The sequence below is a fragment of the Caulobacter sp. GW822-FHT07D08 genome (assembly GCF_058798735.1).
The window spans coordinates 338,940-358,115 of sequence record NZ_JBXAKU010000003.1 but is presented as its reverse complement, the minus strand read 5'-3'; the positions used below and the strand labels follow the sequence as shown (position 1 = coordinate 358,115).

The window sequence follows — 19,176 nt, the reverse complement described above, 5'->3', positions numbered from 1 at the left end:
CTCGGTGAGCGACTCAGTGCGAGAGGAAGAGCGGGACCTTCGGCGCGTGCAACATGTACTCGGTGGCGCCGCCGAGAATGAACTCCTGGAGGCGCGATCGACCATAGGCGCCCATCACCAGGAGGTCGGGAGGGATCTTCGCCAAATAGGCCTCAAGGCTTTCACCAATCGACACGCCCTTCCCATCGACCTCTTCGGCGACGGCGGCGACGCCGTGGGCCTTCAGGTGACGGACGGCCTCGGCGGCGAGGCCGGCGACGGCGGCCGGCTTCTCATTGATCACCGTGAGCACGCGAACCTCGCCGGCGCGCGCGAGGATGGGCAAGGCGTCGGCCAGGGCGCGGGCGGCGCACCGGCTCCCGTCCCAGGCCACCACGACCGAGCCGAGCTTGGCGGCCGGCAAGCCTCCGCGATAGACCAGAACCGGCCGCCCCGAGCCGAAGACGGCGCTGGTCGCCACCTCGGCCTGGCCGTCCAGCGGTCCGCCCAGCGGCACCAGACACAGGTCGCGGGTCCGGGCGCGCGCCGCCACATGGTCGGCCACGGCGTAGTATTCCACGGTCTCGATCAGGGCTTGGCCGAGCACCCCGGCGTCCCGAGCCTGAGCGGTGAAGGCCGCCAGGCTGGCGTGGCCGTTGGCCAGACTCTTGGCCTGCTCGTCGACCGCCATGCTGCTCAGCCCGATCAGGTAGTCGGCGATCCGATTGCTGTGGACAGGAAACCTCACCCCCACCGCCAGGGCCGAAACCCGGCCGCCGATCAGTCGGACAAAGCCGACCGCGCCCTCGATCGCCTCGGGCGGCGTTGCGTCAGGATAGGTGTCGACGTGAAGCAGGATGTCGTTGAGGCTCATCCGTGAAATCCATTTCTTTGGCCGAGCCGATCGTATCGACAAGCCCCATGACCAATACAGCGTCGGGCGGGCGGGCCGTCGTCACCTTGACGCAAGTCAATTCGCGCCGTCGCGACTTCGGCCCCAGGGACGGACGGGCCCTCCATTTCCCGTCATGACGCGGGCGCCAGCAGGGCGCCAAGCCAGGCCGCGCCGGCGACCAGGAACAGACCTGGCGCGACCCGCCAGGCGAAACCACGCTGCCCGCCCGAAAAGGCGAAGACCAGCTTGGTCAGGGTGTTGGTCGAAAGCCCGGCGAGAATAGGTAGCACGGCTTGCTCCGGGGTCATCCGGCCCGACCCGACCAGGGACGCGATCGAGATCGCCGCGGCATGAGTGTCGACCAGGCCCGCCAGGGCCGCCCCGGCGACGGCTCCGGCCGCTCCGAACCGTTCGCGAAGCGCCGCGGAAACGACAAGGATCGCCGCCAGGGTCACGGCGAAGGTCAGGGCCGTCGTAAGGCTGAAGGCCTGGCCCGGATCGGGGTCGTCACGGGCGGGTTGACGCAGCGCCAGGCGCGTGAACGCCGCGCCATAGGCCACCGCCGCCAGGCCCGCGCACAGCAGCGGTCCGGCCATGACCCGCAGGGTCGGCAGGCTGGTGACGGCGATCACGAGCGTCATCTGGACGATGGTGGCGACCGTCGACAGCACCGCGCCCGCCACCGCCGCCGAGAGCGCCGCCGGCGTCGCCGCCGCTCGTCCGGCCATGGCCCCGATCGTCGCCGTGCTCGAAATGAAGCCGGAAGCCAGCCCGGCCAGGGGCAGACCCCACCGGGCGCCGAGCGCGCGCACCGCGACGTGGCCAGCGGCGCCGATGGCCAAGACCAGGACGACGACGACCCAGACCGAGCGGGGGTTGAGGGCCAGGAACGGCCCCATCGCGCGATCGGGCAGCAAGGGCAGGACGATCAGGGTCGCGCCCGCCAGGATCAGGGCGTCGCGAACCTCGTCCGGGGTCAGGACCTGGCTGACGAAATGATGCAGCGGGGTCCGGGCGGCCAACAGGATCGCGACGACGACCCCGACACAGGCGGCGACACCAGGCGAAAGGATCGCCAGCCCGCCCACCAGGACCGACAAGATCAGGGCGATCTCGGTGGTCAACCCGGCGTCCGGCTCGGCGCGGGCCCGCCAATAGCTCAGGGCCGCCAGAACGGCGACCCCGGCCGTGACGACCGCCAGAAGCATCGGCCCGCCGACCGCCAGACTGACCGCTCCGGCCAGGGAGGTGACCGAGAAGGTGCGGATCCCGGCCGCCGAGGACGAGGCTCGCGCCTGCTTGCGACGCTCGCGCTCGGCGCCGATCAGCAGGCCGACTCCAAGAGCGACGGCCAGGTTCAGGATGGGGACATCAGGAATGGGGCTGGCTCCGATGGCGCGTGCTCAAGACTAGGATCGGTTCAGTGCTAGACCTTTCCCGCCGAAACGACAAAGGCCCGGCGGGGGTGTCCCGCCGGGCCTTGTCTCGTGCGGTGCGCCCTGGATCAGAAGAAGCGTTCTCCGATCCGGATCGTGTCGCCCGGCGCCACCTGGGTCGACGGCTCGAGCGCGCCCTTCGCTTCGGTCGTTTCGCCATTGTGCTTGATGTAGACGCTCTTCTTGTCGGCCCGGTAGGTGAAGCCGCCCGCGGTGGCCACCGCGTTCAGAACCGTCAGGCCGGCGGTGTAGGGATAGGTGCCCGGCTTTCCGACCTCGCCCAGGATATAGAACGGGCGGAAGGTCAGGACCTCGGCGCTGACGCGCGGCTCCTTCAGATAGCCGTCGCTCAGCGACTTCTGCACGGCGTCCTGGAACTGGCCGACGGTTAGACCGCCCGCCTTGATCTCGCCGATCAGCGGCAGCGACATCAGCCCGCTGCCGGTGACGAAGAATTCGCCCGACAGGGTGGGCTCGCCGTAGACGGTCACCCGGACTTTGTCGCCGGCGCCGAGCAGGTAGTCCATCGACTGCGCCGCCGGGACGGGCGTGTCGCTGACCAAGGGTTGCTGGGCGCGCGCCACGCCACCCCAGCCGCCGGCGGCGATACAGACGACCAGCGCCAGCATCGAAAAGAGGCGCGAGAGTTTCGAAACAACGATCATCGCGAAGCGTCTCACCTTGAACGTTTAGAACCTGGGGACTTCTCAGGCCTGAAAATCAAAATGCCACATCGCACGTGACCGTGACATGAACAAGATCAAGACTCAGGCCGCGCGCGCTTTACTGAACTGAATGATCTTAGGCTCGCCGCCATCAAGTCTAACGGCGGTCAGGACGCCGGTCGCATAGGCGCCTGTGTCGACATTGATCCGCTGGCGTCCGACGAAAGCCTCCTCGACCGGCGTGTGGCCGTGGACGACGGTAGCCTTCAGCCCGTGCGGGTTGTCGAGGAATTCGTTGCGGATCCACAGCAGGTCGGCGGCGACCTGACGCTCCAGCGGCAGACCCGGGCGCACGCCCGCATGGACGAAGACATAGTCGCCATAGACGACCACCAGTTCCAGTTGGCGCAGGAAGGTCTCGTGGGCCGGTGGGAGGGCGGCGCGGAAGGCCTGACGGGCCTGCTCCCAGACCTCCGGCTCAGCGCGGCCGACCGGGCGCTGCACGCCGTAGGACGTCAAGGTCTCGCCGCCGCCATATTCGATCCAGGAGGGTCCGGCCATCGGATCGTCGAGGAAGTGCAGCAGCGTCTCCTCGTGATTGCCCATCAGGGTGCGGAATTCGAAGCGGCCCTCGGCGGCCTGCGCTTTCAGCAGGATCAGCCGATCGATCACCGCCGAGGACTGAGCGCCGCGGTCGACATAGTCGCCCAGCATGACCAGCACCGGCGGGTCCTCGCGGCCCGTGGCCCGATAGTCTTCGGTCACCGCCCCGATCAGGCCGTCCAGAAGGTCGAGCCGCCCGTGCACGTCCCCCACGGCGTAAACCATTCGACCGCCCGTGGACGACGCGTGGCGCGGCTGGGACTTCGGACGAAAGAGGGACTTGAACATCGGACTCGTCAGGACGGCGACAAACGCCAGGACCAAGAACCCTGATTTTGCCCCAGCCGACGACGTAGTTCAACGGCGCATGCAGCAGTTAATTCGCAATTCATCATGCTCATTTCCTCTCAATTTACTAAGTATATTTCCCGTTCATTGTAGTTAATTTTAGAATTACCACAGTTAAACATTCGGATTATACCATCTAAATTCAGCTCAAATTTGCGCCGCGAATGAATACTGACCTCACGAACACAGCGAGGTCAGCATGTTCAAGGCACGTAACATTGTTCTGGGACTCGTCAGCGCCATCGCCATGATGGCCGGCGCCAGCGCTCAGGCCGGCTCGGCCCCGTTCATGCCGCGCGGCGAAGGCGTCGGCGCTCCGATGGGTTTCGCCGACCTGTGCCGCCGAGACGCCAACGCCTGCGGCGCGCCGGCGAGCCAGCTGGCTTTCTTGGGCGGCGCGGTCGGCCTGATCGCGACCTCTTCGGTGGGCGCGCCCTCGCAACATCATTTCGAGGCCGCCGCGCCGACCGCGTCGACCGACGAGGACGGGGCGAACCTGATCACGGTGGAGATCGTCCGGGCCTGGACGCCCGCCACGGTCGAGGACTTCGTCGCCGCCGGCCAGGCGCGGCCTGCCGCCGCCGCGGTCGTCACGACGCCCGCCGCCGCCGTGAACGCGCCCCAGGGTCTCGCCTGGACCACGCGCACCGACCGCGAACAGATGAAGCTGCTGAATCAAGTCAACCAGCTGGTCAATCGCACGGTCAAGAAAGCTACGGACCAGGATCTCTATGGCGAGCTCGAATACTGGTCTCTGCCGCGACTGGTGAACGGCAAGCTCTACGGCGACTGCGAGGACTATGCGTTGGAGAAGCGCCGTCAGCTGATCGCGGCTGGCGTGCCGGAAACGGCCTTGTCCATGGCCGTCGCCTTCACGGCCCGCGGCGAAAGCCACGCCGTGCTGATGGTCTCGCTAGAAAGCGGCGACTGGGTGCTGGACAATCTGACCCCTTGGGCGACCCCCTGGGGAGACCTGAACTATCGCTGGGTCGAGCGCCAGATCCCCGGCACGGCCCTGTGGACCACGGTCACCTGATCGACCGTCAGGCCTGAATGCGAAAACCCCCGGACCATCAGGTCCGGGGGTTTTCTCGTTGAGCCTCTTCGCACGAACGAAAACGCCCGCTCGACGATGAGCGGGCGTGCGGACCAGCCTTAGGATCGGCCTGGCGTGAATGGAGAGCCTAGAAGATGTGGGAGACGGTCAGCGCCAAGGCGCCCCACAGCCCCGCCGAAATGATCGCGCCCATGCCCAACCCCAGCAGTGGGGGGAGGCGTTTGACGCGAGTCGGCGCGACGGCTTCGACTTGGGCAAACGAGATCTTGGCTTCAATCATCGATCACACTCCTGATGCGATGACTGTAATGCGGCGCAGCTAATCGCCCGTGAATGAACAGAGTCTACGCGCGTTAAGCATATATGTGAGGTCCGTGGATTTTTCCCGGCGACGCTGTACAGCGTTTGCGCTAGCCTGAGGTCGTCGGAACTGGAAACCAGTCGCGACGCGGTGGGGAACTCAGAGGATTGTCTGGTGGACGGGGGAGGCCATATCGAATTTCTCTCGCCAGAATTGCATGGTCCGCTGCCGCGGGTAGCCGTGGATCCCTGCAAGCGCGCGCTGGACGTCGTGGCCTCCGCCTTGTTGTTGCTGCTGTTCGCGCCGCTCCTCCTGCTGGCGGCTCTGTTGGTCAAGCTTGAGTCCCCCGGTCCCGCCCTCTTCCGACAGACCCGTGGCGGCCTCGGCGGCGCGCGCTTCCAGATTCTCAAGCTGCGCACCATGCACTGTCGCGAGGACGGGCCCGAACTGACCCAGGCGCAGCGCGGCGACAACCGGATCACCCGGATCGGCCGCCTCCTGCGCGCCAGCAGCATCGATGAGCTGCCTCAACTGCTGAACGTGCTGCGCGGCGACATGTCCCTGGTCGGTCCCCGCCCCCATGCCGCGGCCCACGACGAATATTACGGCGTGCGCATTCCGGACTACTACGCCCGCTACCAGGCGCGGCCGGGCCTGACCGGCTGGGCTCAGGTCAAGGGCCTGCGCGGCGGCACAGAGACGGTCGAGGCCATGCGTCGCCGGGTCGAGGCCGATATCGAGTACATCCAGACCTGGTCGATCCTGAAGGACGCCCAGATCGTCCTTCTCACCATTCCCAGCCTGCTGATCGCCGAGAACGCCTACTGAGCCTTGGTCTGGGCCCGGGAAAGGCGTTCGGCGACGATCAGGAACGCCAGCGCGAGTCGGCCCGAAGGGCTGCTGATGGTGCTGACCACGCTCCTCAGACGCCACTCGCCGCCAGGCCGGCCAAACTCGATACGCGCCTGATAGACGACCTGATCGCGCACGGCGTCCGACAACTCGGGCCAGTGCTCATAGGCCAGGCGCGTTCGACTCCGGAAGAGGCTGGTCTGCAGCGGAGCGACGGCGAACGAACGGCTGAGCGCGACATTGGCCGCGGCGATGTCGCCCCGCTGGAAATCGACGGCCGCCTTCCGGAGCCACGCGGCGCCGGATCCAGGACGCAGGGCGACTTCGCGACGGCTGAGGCCTTCCAGACGCGCCCGCGCCGTCGACCCCGCCGGGGAGGCAAGACCGGCCTCGATGCTGCTCGCCAGAACCTCCGCCGAAGCCGTCGGCATGGCGGAGAGGTCGCCGCCGAACCGTGACGCCGCCAAGGGAAGGGCGAACAACAGGGCGATCACGAGGGCGACGCCCGCGAAAGCCGTCGTTCCCCAGTCAGCCTTTCGCTCGGCTCGCGCGCGACGCGGCGCCGAGGTCGCGGTCATCGCGCCGAGCCCCACGGCGAAGACCGCCTGCAGAGCCGGCACCTGAACGGCGAAATCAGAGAGGCCATGCAGCAGGACGACCACCGTGGCGGCGATCGTGGCGCGCGCCAGCGCTCCGATCGTGCCCGGCCTGATCGCGTCCTGTCCGACACGCCAGAGCGCGGCGAGCAGCCAGGCCAGCATGACGACGGAGCCGACGATCCCGGCCTCCTCCAGCCATTGGAGGTAGAGGTTGTGCGTGGCGCGCACGTCGAACAGGACGTTCAGGTTCCCGGTGGTGGTGATCAGCTGATTGACGACCGGAAAAGACCCGAGACCGAACCCGAACCAGGGCGAAGACTGAAAGGCTTGCCAGTGAGCGTCGAAGATCGCCTTTCGAACGGCGACGTCGCCGTCGAGATGCTCAAGCCGCGCGGCCGTCAGATCGGCGCTGCGCATGGCCACGCCAATGACGATCAGCAGGGCCGCCGCGCCGCCAACGATCGCGATGGCGCGAACCCGTCGCCCCTGGGCCAGCACTTGCCATGTCAACAGCACCGCCAGACCGACCACGGTGGCGAAGATTCCGCCCCGCGAGGCTGTCAGCGCCAGGGCGACGGCGAAGACCGCCGCGGCGGCCAGGCTCAGGCTGGCGTTCAGGTCCATCCGGTCGAGGCGGAGGGCGGCGCCCGCGCGCTGGATGGCCTGGGAGAAGAACATCACGGCGAAGACAACGCCTACGCCCATCAAGGTGGCGACGGAGTTGGGGCTGAACAGGGTCGCCGTCAGACGTCGCCCGGCGCGCAGGCCGACATGGTCGATGATCGCTATCGCCGCGAAGGCCGCGAGCCCGAGCAGCAGCCACCAGACCAATGTCCTGCGCCGGGTCTCCGACGCGCCGACAATGCGGGCGGCCAGGAACAGGCAGGCCAGGTTCACGAGGCTCACGAGATTGAGCATGAGGGCGGAGCGGTCGACGGTGATCGCACCGCCATTCCGGTCCAGATAGCTCCAGACGGGGTGCGCGCCGCCGGGCCCGAACGGCGTCAGGGACCAGGCCGTGACGACCAGCAAGCCGATGAACAAGAGACCGGGCCAGGGCGCGGTCAGAACGCTGGGGACCTTTCGCGCCCAACCGCAGGTTCGCAGCAGGATCAGGAGAAAGGCGGCCTGGAGCACGCCGAAGACAGCGGCCATCGCCACGTCACTGGCCCCGAATGCGATGATCTCGGCCAGGACCAGAACGACGAGGGCGCCGATCGCGACGCCCTCGGAGGTCTGCAATTTTCGCGTCCTGGCCGCCCCGGGCGAGGACGCTCCCCCGCCCGTGCGTGTCCTAGTCCGCATAGTACTTTCGATAGTTCGCGTAATAATAATAGGAGTCGCCGTAGCCGTAGCGAGACTGGGCCTTGAGATCCATCTGGGTCAGGGCCACGCCGGCGATGAAGGCGCGCGTGCCCTGCAGCAGGGCCAGGGCCGACTGCACGGCCTTTACCGGCGTCTTCTTCCAACGGACCAGCATCACCACCGCGTCGGCGTGCGGCGCCAGGATGCGGGTGTCGGCGATGGCCAGCAACGGCGCGGTGTCCAGCAGCACGATCTCGTAGCGATCGCGCAGGTCCTGCAGCAGCTTGTGCATGGCCGACGAACCGAGCACGTCGCGCGGCGTGTAGGCCGACTTGGCCAGCGGCAGGATGTGCGCGCCGCTCTCATCCGTGATCACGGCTTGATCCAGGGTGGCGACGCCGTTGAGGACCTCCAGCAGACCGATCGAGGCCGGCTCCTTGAGGAACTGGCTGATCGCGCTCTGGCGCAGGTCGCAGTCGACCACCACCACCTTGGCTCCCGAGGTCGCCAGGGTGCGGGCCAGACAGAAGGTCGTCGTGGTCTTGCCTTCGCCCGGCAGGGACGAGGTGACCGCGATGACCTTCACGGGCTCGCCCACCTTCGAAAACAGGATCGAGGCGCGCAGCTTGCGCAGGCTTTCGGCGAAGCTGGAGAGCGGCTTGGCCAGAAGATAGTTGGCCGGCGTCATGCCCTTCAGAATCTTGGCGTCGTCGACCGTGGTGCCCAGGGTCGGGACGGCGCCGAGATAAGGCAGGCCCAGACGGCGCTCGACCTCGTCCTCGGTGAACAGGCCCGCCATCAGGATCTCGGCCAGGACGATCGCGGCCACGCCCGCGCCCAAGGCCAGAACCAGGCCGAGCGCCAGGTTCAGCGATGGTTTCGGATAGCTGGGGCCGGTCGGAATCTTGGCCGGCGACACCACCCGGGCGTCGGCCTGCTCGATGCCATCCGAGGCCGTGGTCTGCTTGAAGCGGGCCAGCAGGCTCTCGTACAGGGTCTTGACCGACTGCGCCTTGCGCTCCAGCTCGGCCAGGCCGATGCTGGCGCGGTTGTTGCCCGCCAGCGTCCCCCTCGAGGCGGACACGCTGGACGCCACCGAACCGGTCCGCTGACGTGCGACCTGGGCCTGGGCTTCCAGATTGGAAATGATCCGGCGGATTTCGGCCTGGATCTGGCCGTCGATGTCGGCCAGCTCGCGCTTGGCCTTCAGCAGGTCCGGGTGACGATCTCCATAGCGTCCGCCGAGATCCGCCACCTGGGCGCTTTTCTCGGCCCGCTGCTTGCGCAGCTGCTGCACGACCGGCGAGTTCAGGGATTCACCGACATCCTCGCCCGTGCTGCCGCGCGCCAGCTGCTGGCGCGCGATGTTCAGACGCGCATCGGTCTCGGCCTGCGCGGCGCGGCTCAGGGCCAGTTGCTGGTTCAGGCCGGAGATTTCCTGCTCGGTGAGAGTCGCGCCTTCGGCGCTGAGCAGGTTGTTGGCGATCTTGTACTGCTGAACCGCCGCGTCCGCCTGCTGGACCTGGTCGCGCAGCTCGCCGACACGGGTGTCCAGCCATTCATTGGCCTTCTGGGTCGCGTCGAACTTCGCCTCGAGCTGTTCGGTCAGATAGAGGTTGGCGAAAGCGTTGGCCAGTTCGGCCGCGCGCTTCGGATCGGTGTGGGTATAGTCGATCGCGATGAGATAGGTCAGGCCCGCGCGGCGAACCTTCAGCCCCCCCAGCACATTGTCGACGATACGTTCGCGTCGGCGCTGCAGCTCGATCGGATCCGTCGGCGTGGCCGTCGTGGGCGACGCCGCCTTCTTCAACGAGGAGAACCAGGCCTTCGCCCCCTTGGCCTGCGCGAGGTAGGGATTGAAGTAGGGGTCTTCCTCGAGCTTCAGATCCTTGACGACGCGCCCCGCCAGGGAGCGCGACTTCAGCACCTCGACCTCGGTGTCGACGACGGACGAATCCGCCGGCAGGCCCGAGAGCACCGCGCTCATATCGGTGACCTGTTCCCTGCGGACATCCAGCATCACCTGCGCGGTCGCGGTGTAGCGCGGCGTCTGTTGCAGGGTGAACAACACCACCGCCGCGAACACCACCACCGCCACCGCCGCGAAGAGTCGGAAGCGTCGCCTGAACGTCGCGATCACGATGTTCAGGTCAAAAGACAACGCTCCGGTGTCATTCACCGGAGCGTTCGAAGTTTCAAAACCGGAGCCGTCCATGGATACTCTCAGTAATCGGCAAACCTTGCCGTTTTGTGGTCGTCGCTAGAACTGCAGCGCCACGGACGCAATCAGCTTGTTGTCCTTGAACGACGAAGCCTTGGCCAAGCCGCTCGAGTCCTGCTTCAGGTAGTTGTACGTCAGGAACAGGCCCACGCGACGGTTCAGCAGGTAGGTGGCCGTCGCCGAGAAGTTGTCGCGCTTGTCGCTGCGATCCACGCCCTTGTAGTTGTCCTTGCCGTGCGTGTAGGCGCCGGACAGCAGCACGTTACGCATCAGCTCGTGGTCGATCGACGCGCCGATGTTGTTGGAAATGAAGCCGCCCGAACCCGTCGCGGTCGATTCCTCGATCGTGCGCGAGCCGTTCAGGCCGACGGTCGTCAGCTGGGTCGGGAACCACTCCAGGCGCCCCGCGGCGCTGAACCCGCTGATGCTCTTGTAGAGGGCGCTGTTGTCGTAGGACTGCTTCATGTAACCGACCTGAACGTCGCCACGCACCAGATCAGACGCTTCGAAGTTGGCGCCGACACCCACGACATAGCCGTCCGACGAACGATCGGTCAGACCGCCAAGGTCATAGTCCTTCTTGTTGCCCGTGGCCGTCGCATAGACCGCCGTGTCCGGACTGACCGCGTATTCGGCCTTCGCGCCGTAGTTCAGTTCGTTGCGGTCACGCGTGTTCTGATTAAACGCCGCGCCCTGGTCCTTGAAGTTGAAATCCTTGTCGTCAAGGCGGCCGGTCAGGCGCAGACGATTGAATTCCTTCACCGCGGTCAGGTTCGTGGTGGTGAGGTTGTACTCGACGGGCTTGGGCGTCGCGCCGGCGGGCGTACCGGCCGTGATCGCCGAGCGCGGCTCGATCAGGCGCTGATACTGAGCCGAGCCGGAGATGTTCGAGCCCCGCACCACATCAATGCGACCGTTGGCCGCGAGCGTATATTCTTCGGCGTTTTCGGTCTTTTCGTCGCCATAGCGTATGACGTTGCCGCCCGCGAAGAAGCCGAGCGCGTTGCGCGACCAGTTCGACCGGACGGCCACTTCCGGCTTCACGCGCCAGATGTTGTCGTCGATCTTGCCCGCCGCCACGGCGTAGATGTTGTCGTTGTGCTCAAGGTCGACGGTCACGCGCGGATAGACGGTGAAACCGCCAGCCCTCTGGCCGGTCGCCTCATAGTCCGGTCGCGGGCGCTGACGAACGGAGACGTTCTTGTCACGCTTGAAGTTTGAACCGAGATCCTGCGCCTGAACAGCTTGTGGCGCGGTCAACGCGATGCAGGCCGCAATGGCCGAGCACGTCAGAAGTCGCATAGCTTAATCCCCACCAAGGGTCGGTCGCCGCGCGTCGTGGCGCGCCAATCCGCCCGAATTTAAATCTTAGCCGCAGTAGGTCGCGATCACGCCCGCGCAGGGGTCGAACGCCGCCGGGGCCACCGCCGTCTGTCCGGCCGCACCGGGAGGATTCGCCGTCGGCGGGTTGACGAGGCTGGGCGCATCACCGCCCTGCGTCGTAGCGGCCGTGATGACGTTATTGACCTGCGTGACAACGGCCGTCGCGACCGCCGCCGGGACGGCGCCCGCGGCAACGGCGCTGTTGAGGGCGGCGCTAACGGCAGCCGCCGACGCCCCCTTGCTGATCGCATCCTGCATCACGGCGGTGGTCGCCGCCTGAAGGATATTGGACTGCTTCGCCTTGGCCGCGTCGACCTTATCCTGAGCAGCCTTTTTCTCGGTGGCGGGCGCGGTGGCCGGAAGCGCGTTTAGCGCGGCCTGAGCGGCTGCGCCTTCATTCTGGGCGGCCACGAATTCCGGGGACTTGGTCGCGTCCGTTATGGCCTGGGTGACCTGCGCGGCAATCTGCGCCTGGGTCGGCGCGGCGGCGTTCGCGACAGACAGGATGGTCGTCGGGCCCATGGAAAGCGGGGCAATCGCCATGATGGCGCCCAGGGTCAAGGCGCGTATGCGGTTAGAAGCCATGATTGCTCCCTCCAATTGAACGGCGTCCCTTTAGGACAACGTGAATAAATGCTCTAGCCCAGATAACGCGGTCTCGTCTTTTCCTAGCGACACCGTTCCCCGAAGAACACACTCAAGGCGCAATCTATGGGGAAAGATAACTTGGTCGACGGGTTACACTTAGAAGTATGACGCGGTACCGCCGCCCAGCAGACGCACAGATAATATGCCGGTCGCATGGCTAGGCTTAGACTAACCATGTGGGACCGAGAATGGCAATGCTGCACTGCGAGAATCTGCGGCCGGCGCCGAGAATCTGATCGCTTTCGCGTCCGGGGCGATTAATTTGTCCGAATATTCCGCAATGGATCTGGTTGAGATTAGGCCGCCGCGACAGTCACGCCCGGAATTTGTCGCCGCTGCACAAGACATCCGTACCAGCCGAGACCGGCATAGGTCTCGTAGCCCGGCGTCAAAGCATAGCCGACCGTGATGTCGCCGTCGGCGTAGCTGCCCATCGCACCGCTGGACACATCCAGCGGAAACACCTCGGTCAGGACGCCCTGGTTGTCGGAAGAGGCCAAGACGCGACCTTTCTGGTCCAGCAGCATGACGCGCGAACGCTCGCGCTCCTCCGGTGTCAGGCGAACGCCATCCACCACGGCCTGGGCCTGAGGCCGCCAGTCGAAATGGACGCCCAGCACGCCCAGGATCTTGCCCTTGGCCTGGCCGCCCTCGCGAATGGCCGTGGCGTAGGTGGCCACGGGCGCGTCGCCGAGGGTGCGAGCCTTCTCGATGTCACAGGCCACGAAGTCGTCGCCGGTCGCGGTGCGCATGCCGTCGCGGAACCACTTGGCGTCGGCGACGGACTGGCCGACCACGCCGGGATACTTGCCCGGCCGGCCATTGGCGACCACCCGCCCCTTGGTGTCGCAGATCCACAGGTCGAGATAGACGGTGTAGGCGTCGAGAATCACGCCGAGGCGCTCACTGGCGTGGCGGCTGGCGGCGGGATCGGCGTCAGCCAGGCAGGCGACCACCGCCGAGTCCGTGGCCCACCAGCGGACGTCGCAAGTCCGCTCATAGAGATTGCGGTCGACGATCTCGATGGCGTTCAAAGCCAGATCGGCCAGGCGCTGGCCGCGCATGTGACCCAGGATCGCCCCGCCGATCGCCGAGAGCTCGTCGAGGTCGGCCCGCACCTGACTTTCCAAGGCGGCGGCCACGGCGTCGATCTCGGTGGAGATCTTCTTGAATTCCTCGGCGACGATGGCGAAGCCCTTGCCGGCCTCGCCGGCGCGCGCCGCCACGATCAAGGCGTTGATCGACAACATCTTGGCCGCGCGGTTGACCCGGGCGATCTCACCGATCTTGGCGCCCGCCACGCTGGACAGACGCTCCGACAAATCCAGTATCCGTTCAGGACGAAGACTGACGTCTTGTTCCATCACAGGTAAGCCCCCACGCAAAACTTCCGTCTAATCGACTCACTTTACGCAAAATGACGCCCTCGTCATCGCCGCGCGATGACACCGTTGGCCACACTCAAACAGAGACGGACTTCGTTAACGAGAAAACGCCGGATCGCCTTCGATTTGGGCGCCCGGCGCTTATAAAGACATCGCTCCTGGGCCGACTCATTCGAGCGGAGAACCAGCGCCGCTGATAATCCTCAGCTTTTCCATCCGCCAGTTCAAATCCGTTGAGACGCCTGGGCTCGGTCAGAATGAGGCTCGACATTCCCGACTGGCTGTTCACCCTGCCCGAGGCGGAATACCTGCGCCGCTGCGCGCCCGATCACATCGCCGCCGGCGTGACCACCACCGACGACGGCCGCCGGATCACAAAGCCGCCCCTGCCGGACCGAAGGACAGCCAGCGTCCCATCAACGGCTGCTGTTCAACGCCCGGCTTGGCATAGTCGCAGACGCCTTCGGGGAAGATCTCGCGCAGCTGCGCCAGCTCCTCGGGCTTTAGCGGCTTGAGGTAGTCGGCCGGATCCAGTGGCTTCAGCTGGCACTTGAGCACGTCGTTGGCCAGGGGCGCGCCAGCGACGATGTAGGGGTTGGCGTGCGGCGGATAGAGCCGGTTGCAGGCGGTGTCCTGTCCCCAGATCTGGCGCTCGGCGATCTTGCCGCCGTCCTTGTCGAAGCAGGCGTCGACCAGCGCGAGCGGCTTGGCGGCGACCACACGCTGGCGCGGCGTCAGTCCTGGCGGCGCGGCGCGCAACGCCCGCAGCCAGGCGTCCATCTGGTCGAGGGCTTCCAGCAGCACCGGATTGTTCAGACTGAACAGGCCCCTCCTGGAACTGTCGGTCAGCAACACCTGATTGTCGGCGTCGCCGTTGACGCGGATCAGGCGCTCGCGGAACGAAAACGAGTGAAAGCGCTGGTGGGGATCACCGTTGTCGAAGTCAGCGTAGGCGCGGTAGTCGATGATCGGGACCGAGGCGAGACCGCCGCCGCCCGACAGGAACCGACCGCTGCGATAGCCCAGGGCGATCGCCGCCAGGTCGCCGCGCGTTCTCTCCGGGGTGAACTTCGCATCGATGTCGACTCCGCCGATGTTGCGGTTCAGGTCCACGAACTGCGCCGCATTGATCGCGCCGGCATTGAAGGCGGTCAGGCCATATTGAACCCCGACATTGTCCAGTGGTCGACGCGCGAAGCCCGTCGCGGGATCGACGCCGAAGCCGGCGCGGCCGTGGTCGTAGATCGAACAGCGCGCACCGCGCGGATTGTCCTTGGGATCGTACAGCAGATCCTTGGATACGGCCTTGGGGCAGACGTCGGTCGGGTCGATGCGATCGCCACGATCGCCCTGCTTTTCCAGCGAGGTATAGTTGGGCAGGCCCGAGGCGGCGACGATCTGATCCTGGGTCCAATCGGTCTTCGCCCCCGCCTTATAGTAGCGATAGACCAGCTTGGCGCCGAACGAGTGGACGCTGACCGCCGCGTGACCGACGTCGGGAAAGCTGCAGCCCACGACGATGCCGTCCAGCAGGCCCGGATAGTTGTCGGCGATCTGCTCGGCCTGGTAGGAGCCGCCCGAGCAGCCCCAGCCGATCGTGCGCTCGGGTAGGCCTAAATGCTCGATGAAGCGCTCCTTGACCATCATCATGGTCTCGGACGCCAGCAAGTCGTTGCAGTTGTTGCCGAAGACGTTGAGCGTCGAGGAGGCCACCGCATAGCCGCGCGCCAGCATCTGGTGCTCCAGCACCCCGCCGGTCGTCTTGCCCTGCACGTACATGCCGCCCGGACAGCCGCCGCCGAAGGTGTAGACCAGGCCTCGGTTCCAGATCCGCGGCGGCCGCGTGGGCGACAGCGCCGGTCCGCGCGGGTCGTGCAGCACCGCGATCTGGTAGATCGAGCGGTTCACGACCCCGGTCTCGACCCGCACGATATAGGGATGACGTCCGCCGGCCGCGTCGATGATCTCGTCGAGGTCGCCGGGCAGGCCGTCGGTCGGCAAGGCTTTGAAGTCGCCATCCTTCTGGCGATAAACATAGTCCACCCGGGTCGGGACATCGCAATCGGCGCTCAGCGCTGGACCCAGCTTCTCGCCCGTTCCCGCGAGGATGAACTCCTCGGTCTGGCAGATGAACGGCGTCTCGTGCGGGCCCGAGATCACCGGTCCCTGGGCCGGCCAGTTGGTCAGGGTCAGTCGCGCCGGGGTCGCGCCGGGGCGGCTGACCTCGAGGATGTTGTCGCCCAGAACCAGGCCCGAGACGACTCCGACCAGCGCCCCGCCCGATCCACGCTGGAAGGCCGCGTCGACCGGGCGGCCGTTCAGCGTCGCGCGGACGCCGGCGGGAGCGCTGACCTCAACCAGGGCGTCGCCGCCCGTGACGAGGTCGTTGTGAGAGGAGAGCACGCGAATACGGGCCGCGTCGCCGGTCTGGACATGCTCACCCGAGACATAGGGCTGAGCGCTGGCGCCCGCTCCCCAGGCCAGAACCAGTCCCAGCATCATGCGCCAGAACATCGACCGCGGAATCCGCATGGTGCGCCCTCCCCCACTCCTCGCCCTAGCGACGCAGCCGCAGGCCGACCTTGAACATCGGTCCGATCACGTCGTACTGCGGCGAGGCGTTCAGGCCATAACCCCAGCCGAAACCCTTGGGCGGCTTGACGTTGAAGACGTTGTCGGCGTTGGCGAACACCTCGGCCTCCCCGCCCAGACCCTGGAACGTGTAGTTGACGTTCAGGTTGGTGTAGAGGCGCGCGGCCACGTGGTTGTCGTCGATCTCGTTGGGCGCCTTGAAGTCGTTGCTGACCACGCCGCTGGACAGGTAGCGATTGACCACCGTCACCCGCAGCGGACCGTTCTTGTAGAAGGCGCTGGATTGCACCGTCCAGTGCGGCTGGCGGTCGCCCAGCGAGCCGGCCAGGTCCAGGGCGGTGACGCCGTCATTGGTCTCGAACTTGCCGACATAGTTGGCCAGCATCCGCAGACCGACCTCGCCGTCCCAGCCGGAGACCAGGTTCGACACCGGCATGCGATAGGACGCCTCGATGTCCAGGCCGCTGGTCTCGAAGCCCGCCAGGTTCAGGTTGGTCGAGCGGATCTCGATGATGTCGCCGCCCAGGCGGGTGATCTGGCCGCACAGCTCCGCGTTGCCGTTGAAGCAGCGATCGACGATCTGTTGCACCGCCAGGGTCGAGATCGAGTCGCGAATCTTGATCTGGTAGTAGTCGACCGAGGCCGAGAAGCCGGAGAAGAAGCGCGGCTGGAAGACGACGCCGCCGGAGACGGTGTCGGCGATCTCCGGCGTCAGGGCGGCGTTGCCGCCGCCGATCTGCTGCAGGTTGACGGTCACCGAACCCGGCTTGAACCGGTCGATGACGTTGGCGCGAGCCTGGGTCGCGCCGGTGTACAGTTCCTGCAGGCTGGGCGCGCGGATGTCGCGCGATCGGGTGAAGCGCAGGCGAATGTCCTCGATCGGCGTCCAGGTGACGCCGGCCTTCCAGGTCTCGACGCGGCCCGAGGTGGAATAGTCGGTCACCCGGCCGGCCAGGTTGGCGTCGGCCTGGCCCAGGCCCTCGCTCTTGAGCAGCGGCACCACGAGTTCGCCGAAGGCTTCCTTGACGTTGTACGAGCCGCCATAAGGCTTGGGATTGCCGATGCCGAACGCGCTTTCCAGCGACAGCGGGTCGGAGACGGCCTTGATCTCCTCGCGGCGATACGAGGCGCCGGTCGCGAACGACACCGGTCCGGCCCAGGTCGAGAACAGGTCGCCTTGCAGCGAGCCTTCGATGACGTGCTGGGTGTAGCGCTGGCGGGTGAACTGTTCGCCCAGCACGTAGTCGATCGCCGCCTGCGAGGCCGCGCCCTGGCCGAAGATGTTCAATGGCGCGCAGCCGTTGTTCGGATTGGTCAGGGTCGAGCGGCAGACTATCGTGCCCGGCGCGATGCCGGCGGCGTTGCCGGGCGGCGCGACCACCGCATCTACCGCCAGGTTGACGTTGCCCTGGGCGGTGACGCCGCCACGCGAGGTGATCAGGTTATCGTCGACCGTGCCGAAATAGGTGTTCTGGCCGAACTGGTAGTAGGCGTTCCACTTCCAGCCGCCGCCCAGCGCGCCGTCCAAGCCGGTGACGAAGCGGTAGGTGGTGTTGGTGTTCTTGATCCGCGAATTGCCGGTCCAGTCGTCGTTCATCCGGCCGATGTTCAGGAGGGCGGGCCCAGCCGGATTGCCGCCGCCGGCCCCCGACATCTGGGCCTTGATGCTGGCCGGCAGGAAGGCGTTGTCGGCGCTGACCGACAACCAGGTCGTGGCGCTGGTGCCGAAGCGGTAGGGCGGCACCGAATAGGACGGACCGACATTGCTCTTGGTGTACATGCCCTCGACGAAGGCGCTGAAATTGTCGGTCAGCTCGTAGTCGGCGTGGCTGAACAGGCTGATCCGGTCCGACGGGTTCACCGCTTTGATATTGTCGTAGATCTGGGTGTAGTCGCCGTAGGGATCGGTCCCCGGGGCCAACATGTTACCGGTCGGATTGACGTAGGTCCCATAGATGAAGCGGTGGGTGGAGCCGCCCGGACCGAAGGCCGTGCCGGCCAGCGAGCAGTTCGGGATATTGGCGCCGGTCGCGGTGCGGCAACCGTTCACGAGGCCGCCCGTCGACATATAGGCGGCCACGATATTGCCCGCGACCTTGACGCGGCGCGGCTGGCCGTTGGTCGCCGTATAGGCGGGATTGTTGATCACGCCGGGCCGCGCCGCCAGCCAGTCGCGGTCCATCAGGTTCTGCGGCCCGCCGACGAAATATTCCGCCGAGGCGATGATATGGCCGCGCGTGTCGGCGAACGAGCGGCCGACGGCGGCCGAGATCGTGCCTTCGCCGTTGTCGCCGTGGCTGGAAACGCCCGTGGAGATCTCGGCCTTGAAGCCGTCGAACTTGGTGTCGAGCACGAAGTTGACCACGCCGGAGACAGCGTCAGACCCCCAGGCGGCCGAGGCGCCGCCGGTCACCACGTCGATGCGCGAGACAAGGGCGCTGGGCAGGATGTTGACGTCGACGACGCCGTTGCCGGTCGAGGGCACGACGCGGCGGCGGTCCAGCATGACCAGGTTGCGATTGGCGCCCAGGCCGCGCATGTCCAGGCTGCCCTGACCGCCATTGGCCGAGCCGTTGCTGCCGCTGCGCGCGCCGCCCTGATTACGGAAGACCGGCAGGTTGCGGGAAACGTCGACCAGGCGCGTGACGGCCTGCTCCTTGAGCTGCTCGCCGCCGACGACAGTCACGGGAGTCGGCGCCTCGAAGCCGTCGCGAACGACGCGCGAGCTGGTGACGACGATGGTCTCGACCGAGGTCTCGCTGTCCGCGGCCTGAGTGACGGCTTGCGCTTGGGCGTTGGCCGCCGTGGCCATGGCCAGGCAGAGCATGGACGCACTGGTCCACAGAGTGTGTTGACGCATGTTTCGGCTCCCTTTTCCCCGGAGCTCTTGGCCGCCGCTTTCGCGGG

General features: G+C 66.5%; 13 protein-coding genes and 1 pseudogene. 2 read left to right on the top strand and 12 right to left on the bottom strand.

The features are described from left to right. Window positions 1-13: 13 nt before the first annotated feature. The 4 genes from AC1RJ9_RS08290 to AC1RJ9_RS08275 all read right to left on the bottom strand — a co-directional run bounded on the left by AC1RJ9_RS08290 (window position 14) and on the right by AC1RJ9_RS08275 (window position 3,866). Window positions 14-853, bottom strand: a complete 840-nt coding sequence (locus AC1RJ9_RS08290; protein WP_492837652.1) for a universal stress protein — start codon at window positions 851-853, stop codon at window positions 14-16. A 152-nt stretch (window positions 854-1,005) separates the two neighbouring features. Beyond that, complete coding sequence (locus tag AC1RJ9_RS08285) at window positions 1,006-2,229, bottom strand: MgtC/SapB family protein (protein WP_492881599.1); 1,224 nt, start codon at window positions 2,227-2,229, stop codon at window positions 1,006-1,008. A 149-nt stretch (window positions 2,230-2,378) separates the two neighbouring features. Then, entirely contained in the window at window positions 2,379-2,975 is a 597-nt protein-coding gene (locus AC1RJ9_RS08280; RefSeq protein ID WP_492837653.1) for a polysaccharide biosynthesis/export family protein, read from the bottom strand. A 102-nt stretch (window positions 2,976-3,077) separates the two neighbouring features. Beyond that, the gene (locus tag AC1RJ9_RS08275) at window positions 3,078-3,866 is read right to left on the bottom strand and encodes a metallophosphoesterase family protein (protein ID WP_492837654.1); all 789 of its coding nucleotides are present in this window, start codon (window positions 3,864-3,866) and stop codon (window positions 3,078-3,080) included. 259 nt (window positions 3,867-4,125) lie between these two features. Here AC1RJ9_RS08275 and AC1RJ9_RS08270 point away from each other — a divergent pair, with 259 nt between their 5' ends. Then, on the top strand, window positions 4,126-4,962 hold the full coding sequence (locus AC1RJ9_RS08270) for a transglutaminase-like cysteine peptidase (protein WP_492837655.1): 837 nt from the start codon (window positions 4,126-4,128) through the stop codon (window positions 4,960-4,962). Between the two features lie 148 nt (window positions 4,963-5,110). Here AC1RJ9_RS08270 and AC1RJ9_RS08265 read toward each other — a convergent pair whose 3' ends face one another. Beyond that, the gene (locus AC1RJ9_RS08265; protein ID WP_492837656.1) at window positions 5,111-5,263 is read right to left on the bottom strand and encodes a hypothetical protein; all 153 of its coding nucleotides are present in this window, start codon (window positions 5,261-5,263) and stop codon (window positions 5,111-5,113) included. Window positions 5,264-5,458: 195 nt separating this feature from the next. On the opposite strand from AC1RJ9_RS08265, the gene AC1RJ9_RS08260 reads away from it, so the two are divergent. Then, window positions 5,459-6,112 (top strand): sugar transferase, encoded by a 654-nt coding sequence (locus AC1RJ9_RS08260; RefSeq protein WP_492837657.1) that lies wholly within the window; start codon window positions 5,459-5,461, stop codon window positions 6,110-6,112. Here AC1RJ9_RS08260 and AC1RJ9_RS08255 read toward each other — a convergent pair. The 7 genes and pseudogenes from AC1RJ9_RS08255 to AC1RJ9_RS08225 all read right to left on the bottom strand — a co-directional run bounded on the left by AC1RJ9_RS08255 (window position 6,106) and on the right by AC1RJ9_RS08225 (window position 19,129). After that, entirely contained in the window at window positions 6,106-7,977 is a 1,872-nt protein-coding gene (locus AC1RJ9_RS08255) for an O-antigen ligase family protein (RefSeq protein WP_492837658.1), read from the bottom strand. The two genes, AC1RJ9_RS08260 and AC1RJ9_RS08255, sit on opposite strands and share 7 nt — an antisense overlap. Window positions 7,978-8,029: 52 nt before the next feature. Next, the gene (locus AC1RJ9_RS08250; protein WP_492837659.1) at window positions 8,030-10,255 is read right to left on the bottom strand and encodes a GumC family protein; all 2,226 of its coding nucleotides are present in this window, start codon (window positions 10,253-10,255) and stop codon (window positions 8,030-8,032) included. Window positions 10,256-10,300: 45 nt separating this feature from the next. Further along, window positions 10,301-11,563, bottom strand: a complete 1,263-nt coding sequence (locus AC1RJ9_RS08245) for an outer membrane beta-barrel protein (protein ID WP_492837660.1) — start codon at window positions 11,561-11,563, stop codon at window positions 10,301-10,303. Window positions 11,564-11,629: 66 nt separating this feature from the next. Further along, window positions 11,630-12,229, bottom strand: a complete 600-nt coding sequence (locus AC1RJ9_RS08240) for a hypothetical protein (RefSeq protein ID WP_492837661.1) — start codon at window positions 12,227-12,229, stop codon at window positions 11,630-11,632. 359 nt (window positions 12,230-12,588) lie between these two features. Then, window positions 12,589-13,711 (bottom strand): annotated as a pseudogene (locus tag AC1RJ9_RS08235) (methyl-accepting chemotaxis protein). Window positions 13,712-14,049: 338 nt separating this feature from the next. Further along, window positions 14,050-16,209: a DUF6351 family protein gene (locus AC1RJ9_RS08230; RefSeq protein ID WP_492837662.1), complete on the bottom strand. Its 2,160-nt coding sequence runs from the start codon at window positions 16,207-16,209 to the stop codon at window positions 14,050-14,052. A gap of 25 nt (window positions 16,210-16,234) precedes the next feature. Further along, the gene (locus AC1RJ9_RS08225; RefSeq protein ID WP_492837664.1) at window positions 16,235-19,129 is read right to left on the bottom strand and encodes a TonB-dependent receptor plug domain-containing protein; all 2,895 of its coding nucleotides are present in this window, start codon (window positions 19,127-19,129) and stop codon (window positions 16,235-16,237) included. Window positions 19,130-19,176: the final 47 nt, after the last annotated feature.

Coding starts and splice junctions, on each gene's coding strand:
- AC1RJ9_RS08290 (WP_492837652.1), bottom strand. CDS start 853: ATGAGCCTCAACGACATCCTGCTTCACGTCGACACCTATCCTGACGCA.
- AC1RJ9_RS08280 (WP_492837653.1), bottom strand. CDS start 2,975: ATGATCGTTGTTTCGAAACTCTCGCGCCTCTTTTCGATGCTGGCGCTG.
- AC1RJ9_RS08275 (WP_492837654.1), bottom strand. CDS start 3,866: ATGTTCAAGTCCCTCTTTCGTCCGAAGTCCCAGCCGCGCCACGCGTCG.
- AC1RJ9_RS08270 (WP_492837655.1), top strand. CDS start 4,126: ATGTTCAAGGCACGTAACATTGTTCTGGGACTCGTCAGCGCCATCGCC.
- AC1RJ9_RS08265 (WP_492837656.1), bottom strand. CDS start 5,263: ATGATTGAAGCCAAGATCTCGTTTGCCCAAGTCGAAGCCGTCGCGCCG.
- AC1RJ9_RS08250 (WP_492837659.1), bottom strand. CDS start 10,255: ATGGACGGCTCCGGTTTTGAAACTTCGAACGCTCCGGTGAATGACACC.
- AC1RJ9_RS08245 (WP_492837660.1), bottom strand. CDS start 11,563: ATGCGACTTCTGACGTGCTCGGCCATTGCGGCCTGCATCGCGTTGACC.
- AC1RJ9_RS08240 (WP_492837661.1), bottom strand. CDS start 12,229: ATGGCTTCTAACCGCATACGCGCCTTGACCCTGGGCGCCATCATGGCG.
- AC1RJ9_RS08230 (WP_492837662.1), bottom strand. CDS start 16,209: ATGCGGATTCCGCGGTCGATGTTCTGGCGCATGATGCTGGGACTGGTT.
- AC1RJ9_RS08225 (WP_492837664.1), bottom strand. CDS start 19,129: ATGCGTCAACACACTCTGTGGACCAGTGCGTCCATGCTCTGCCTGGCC.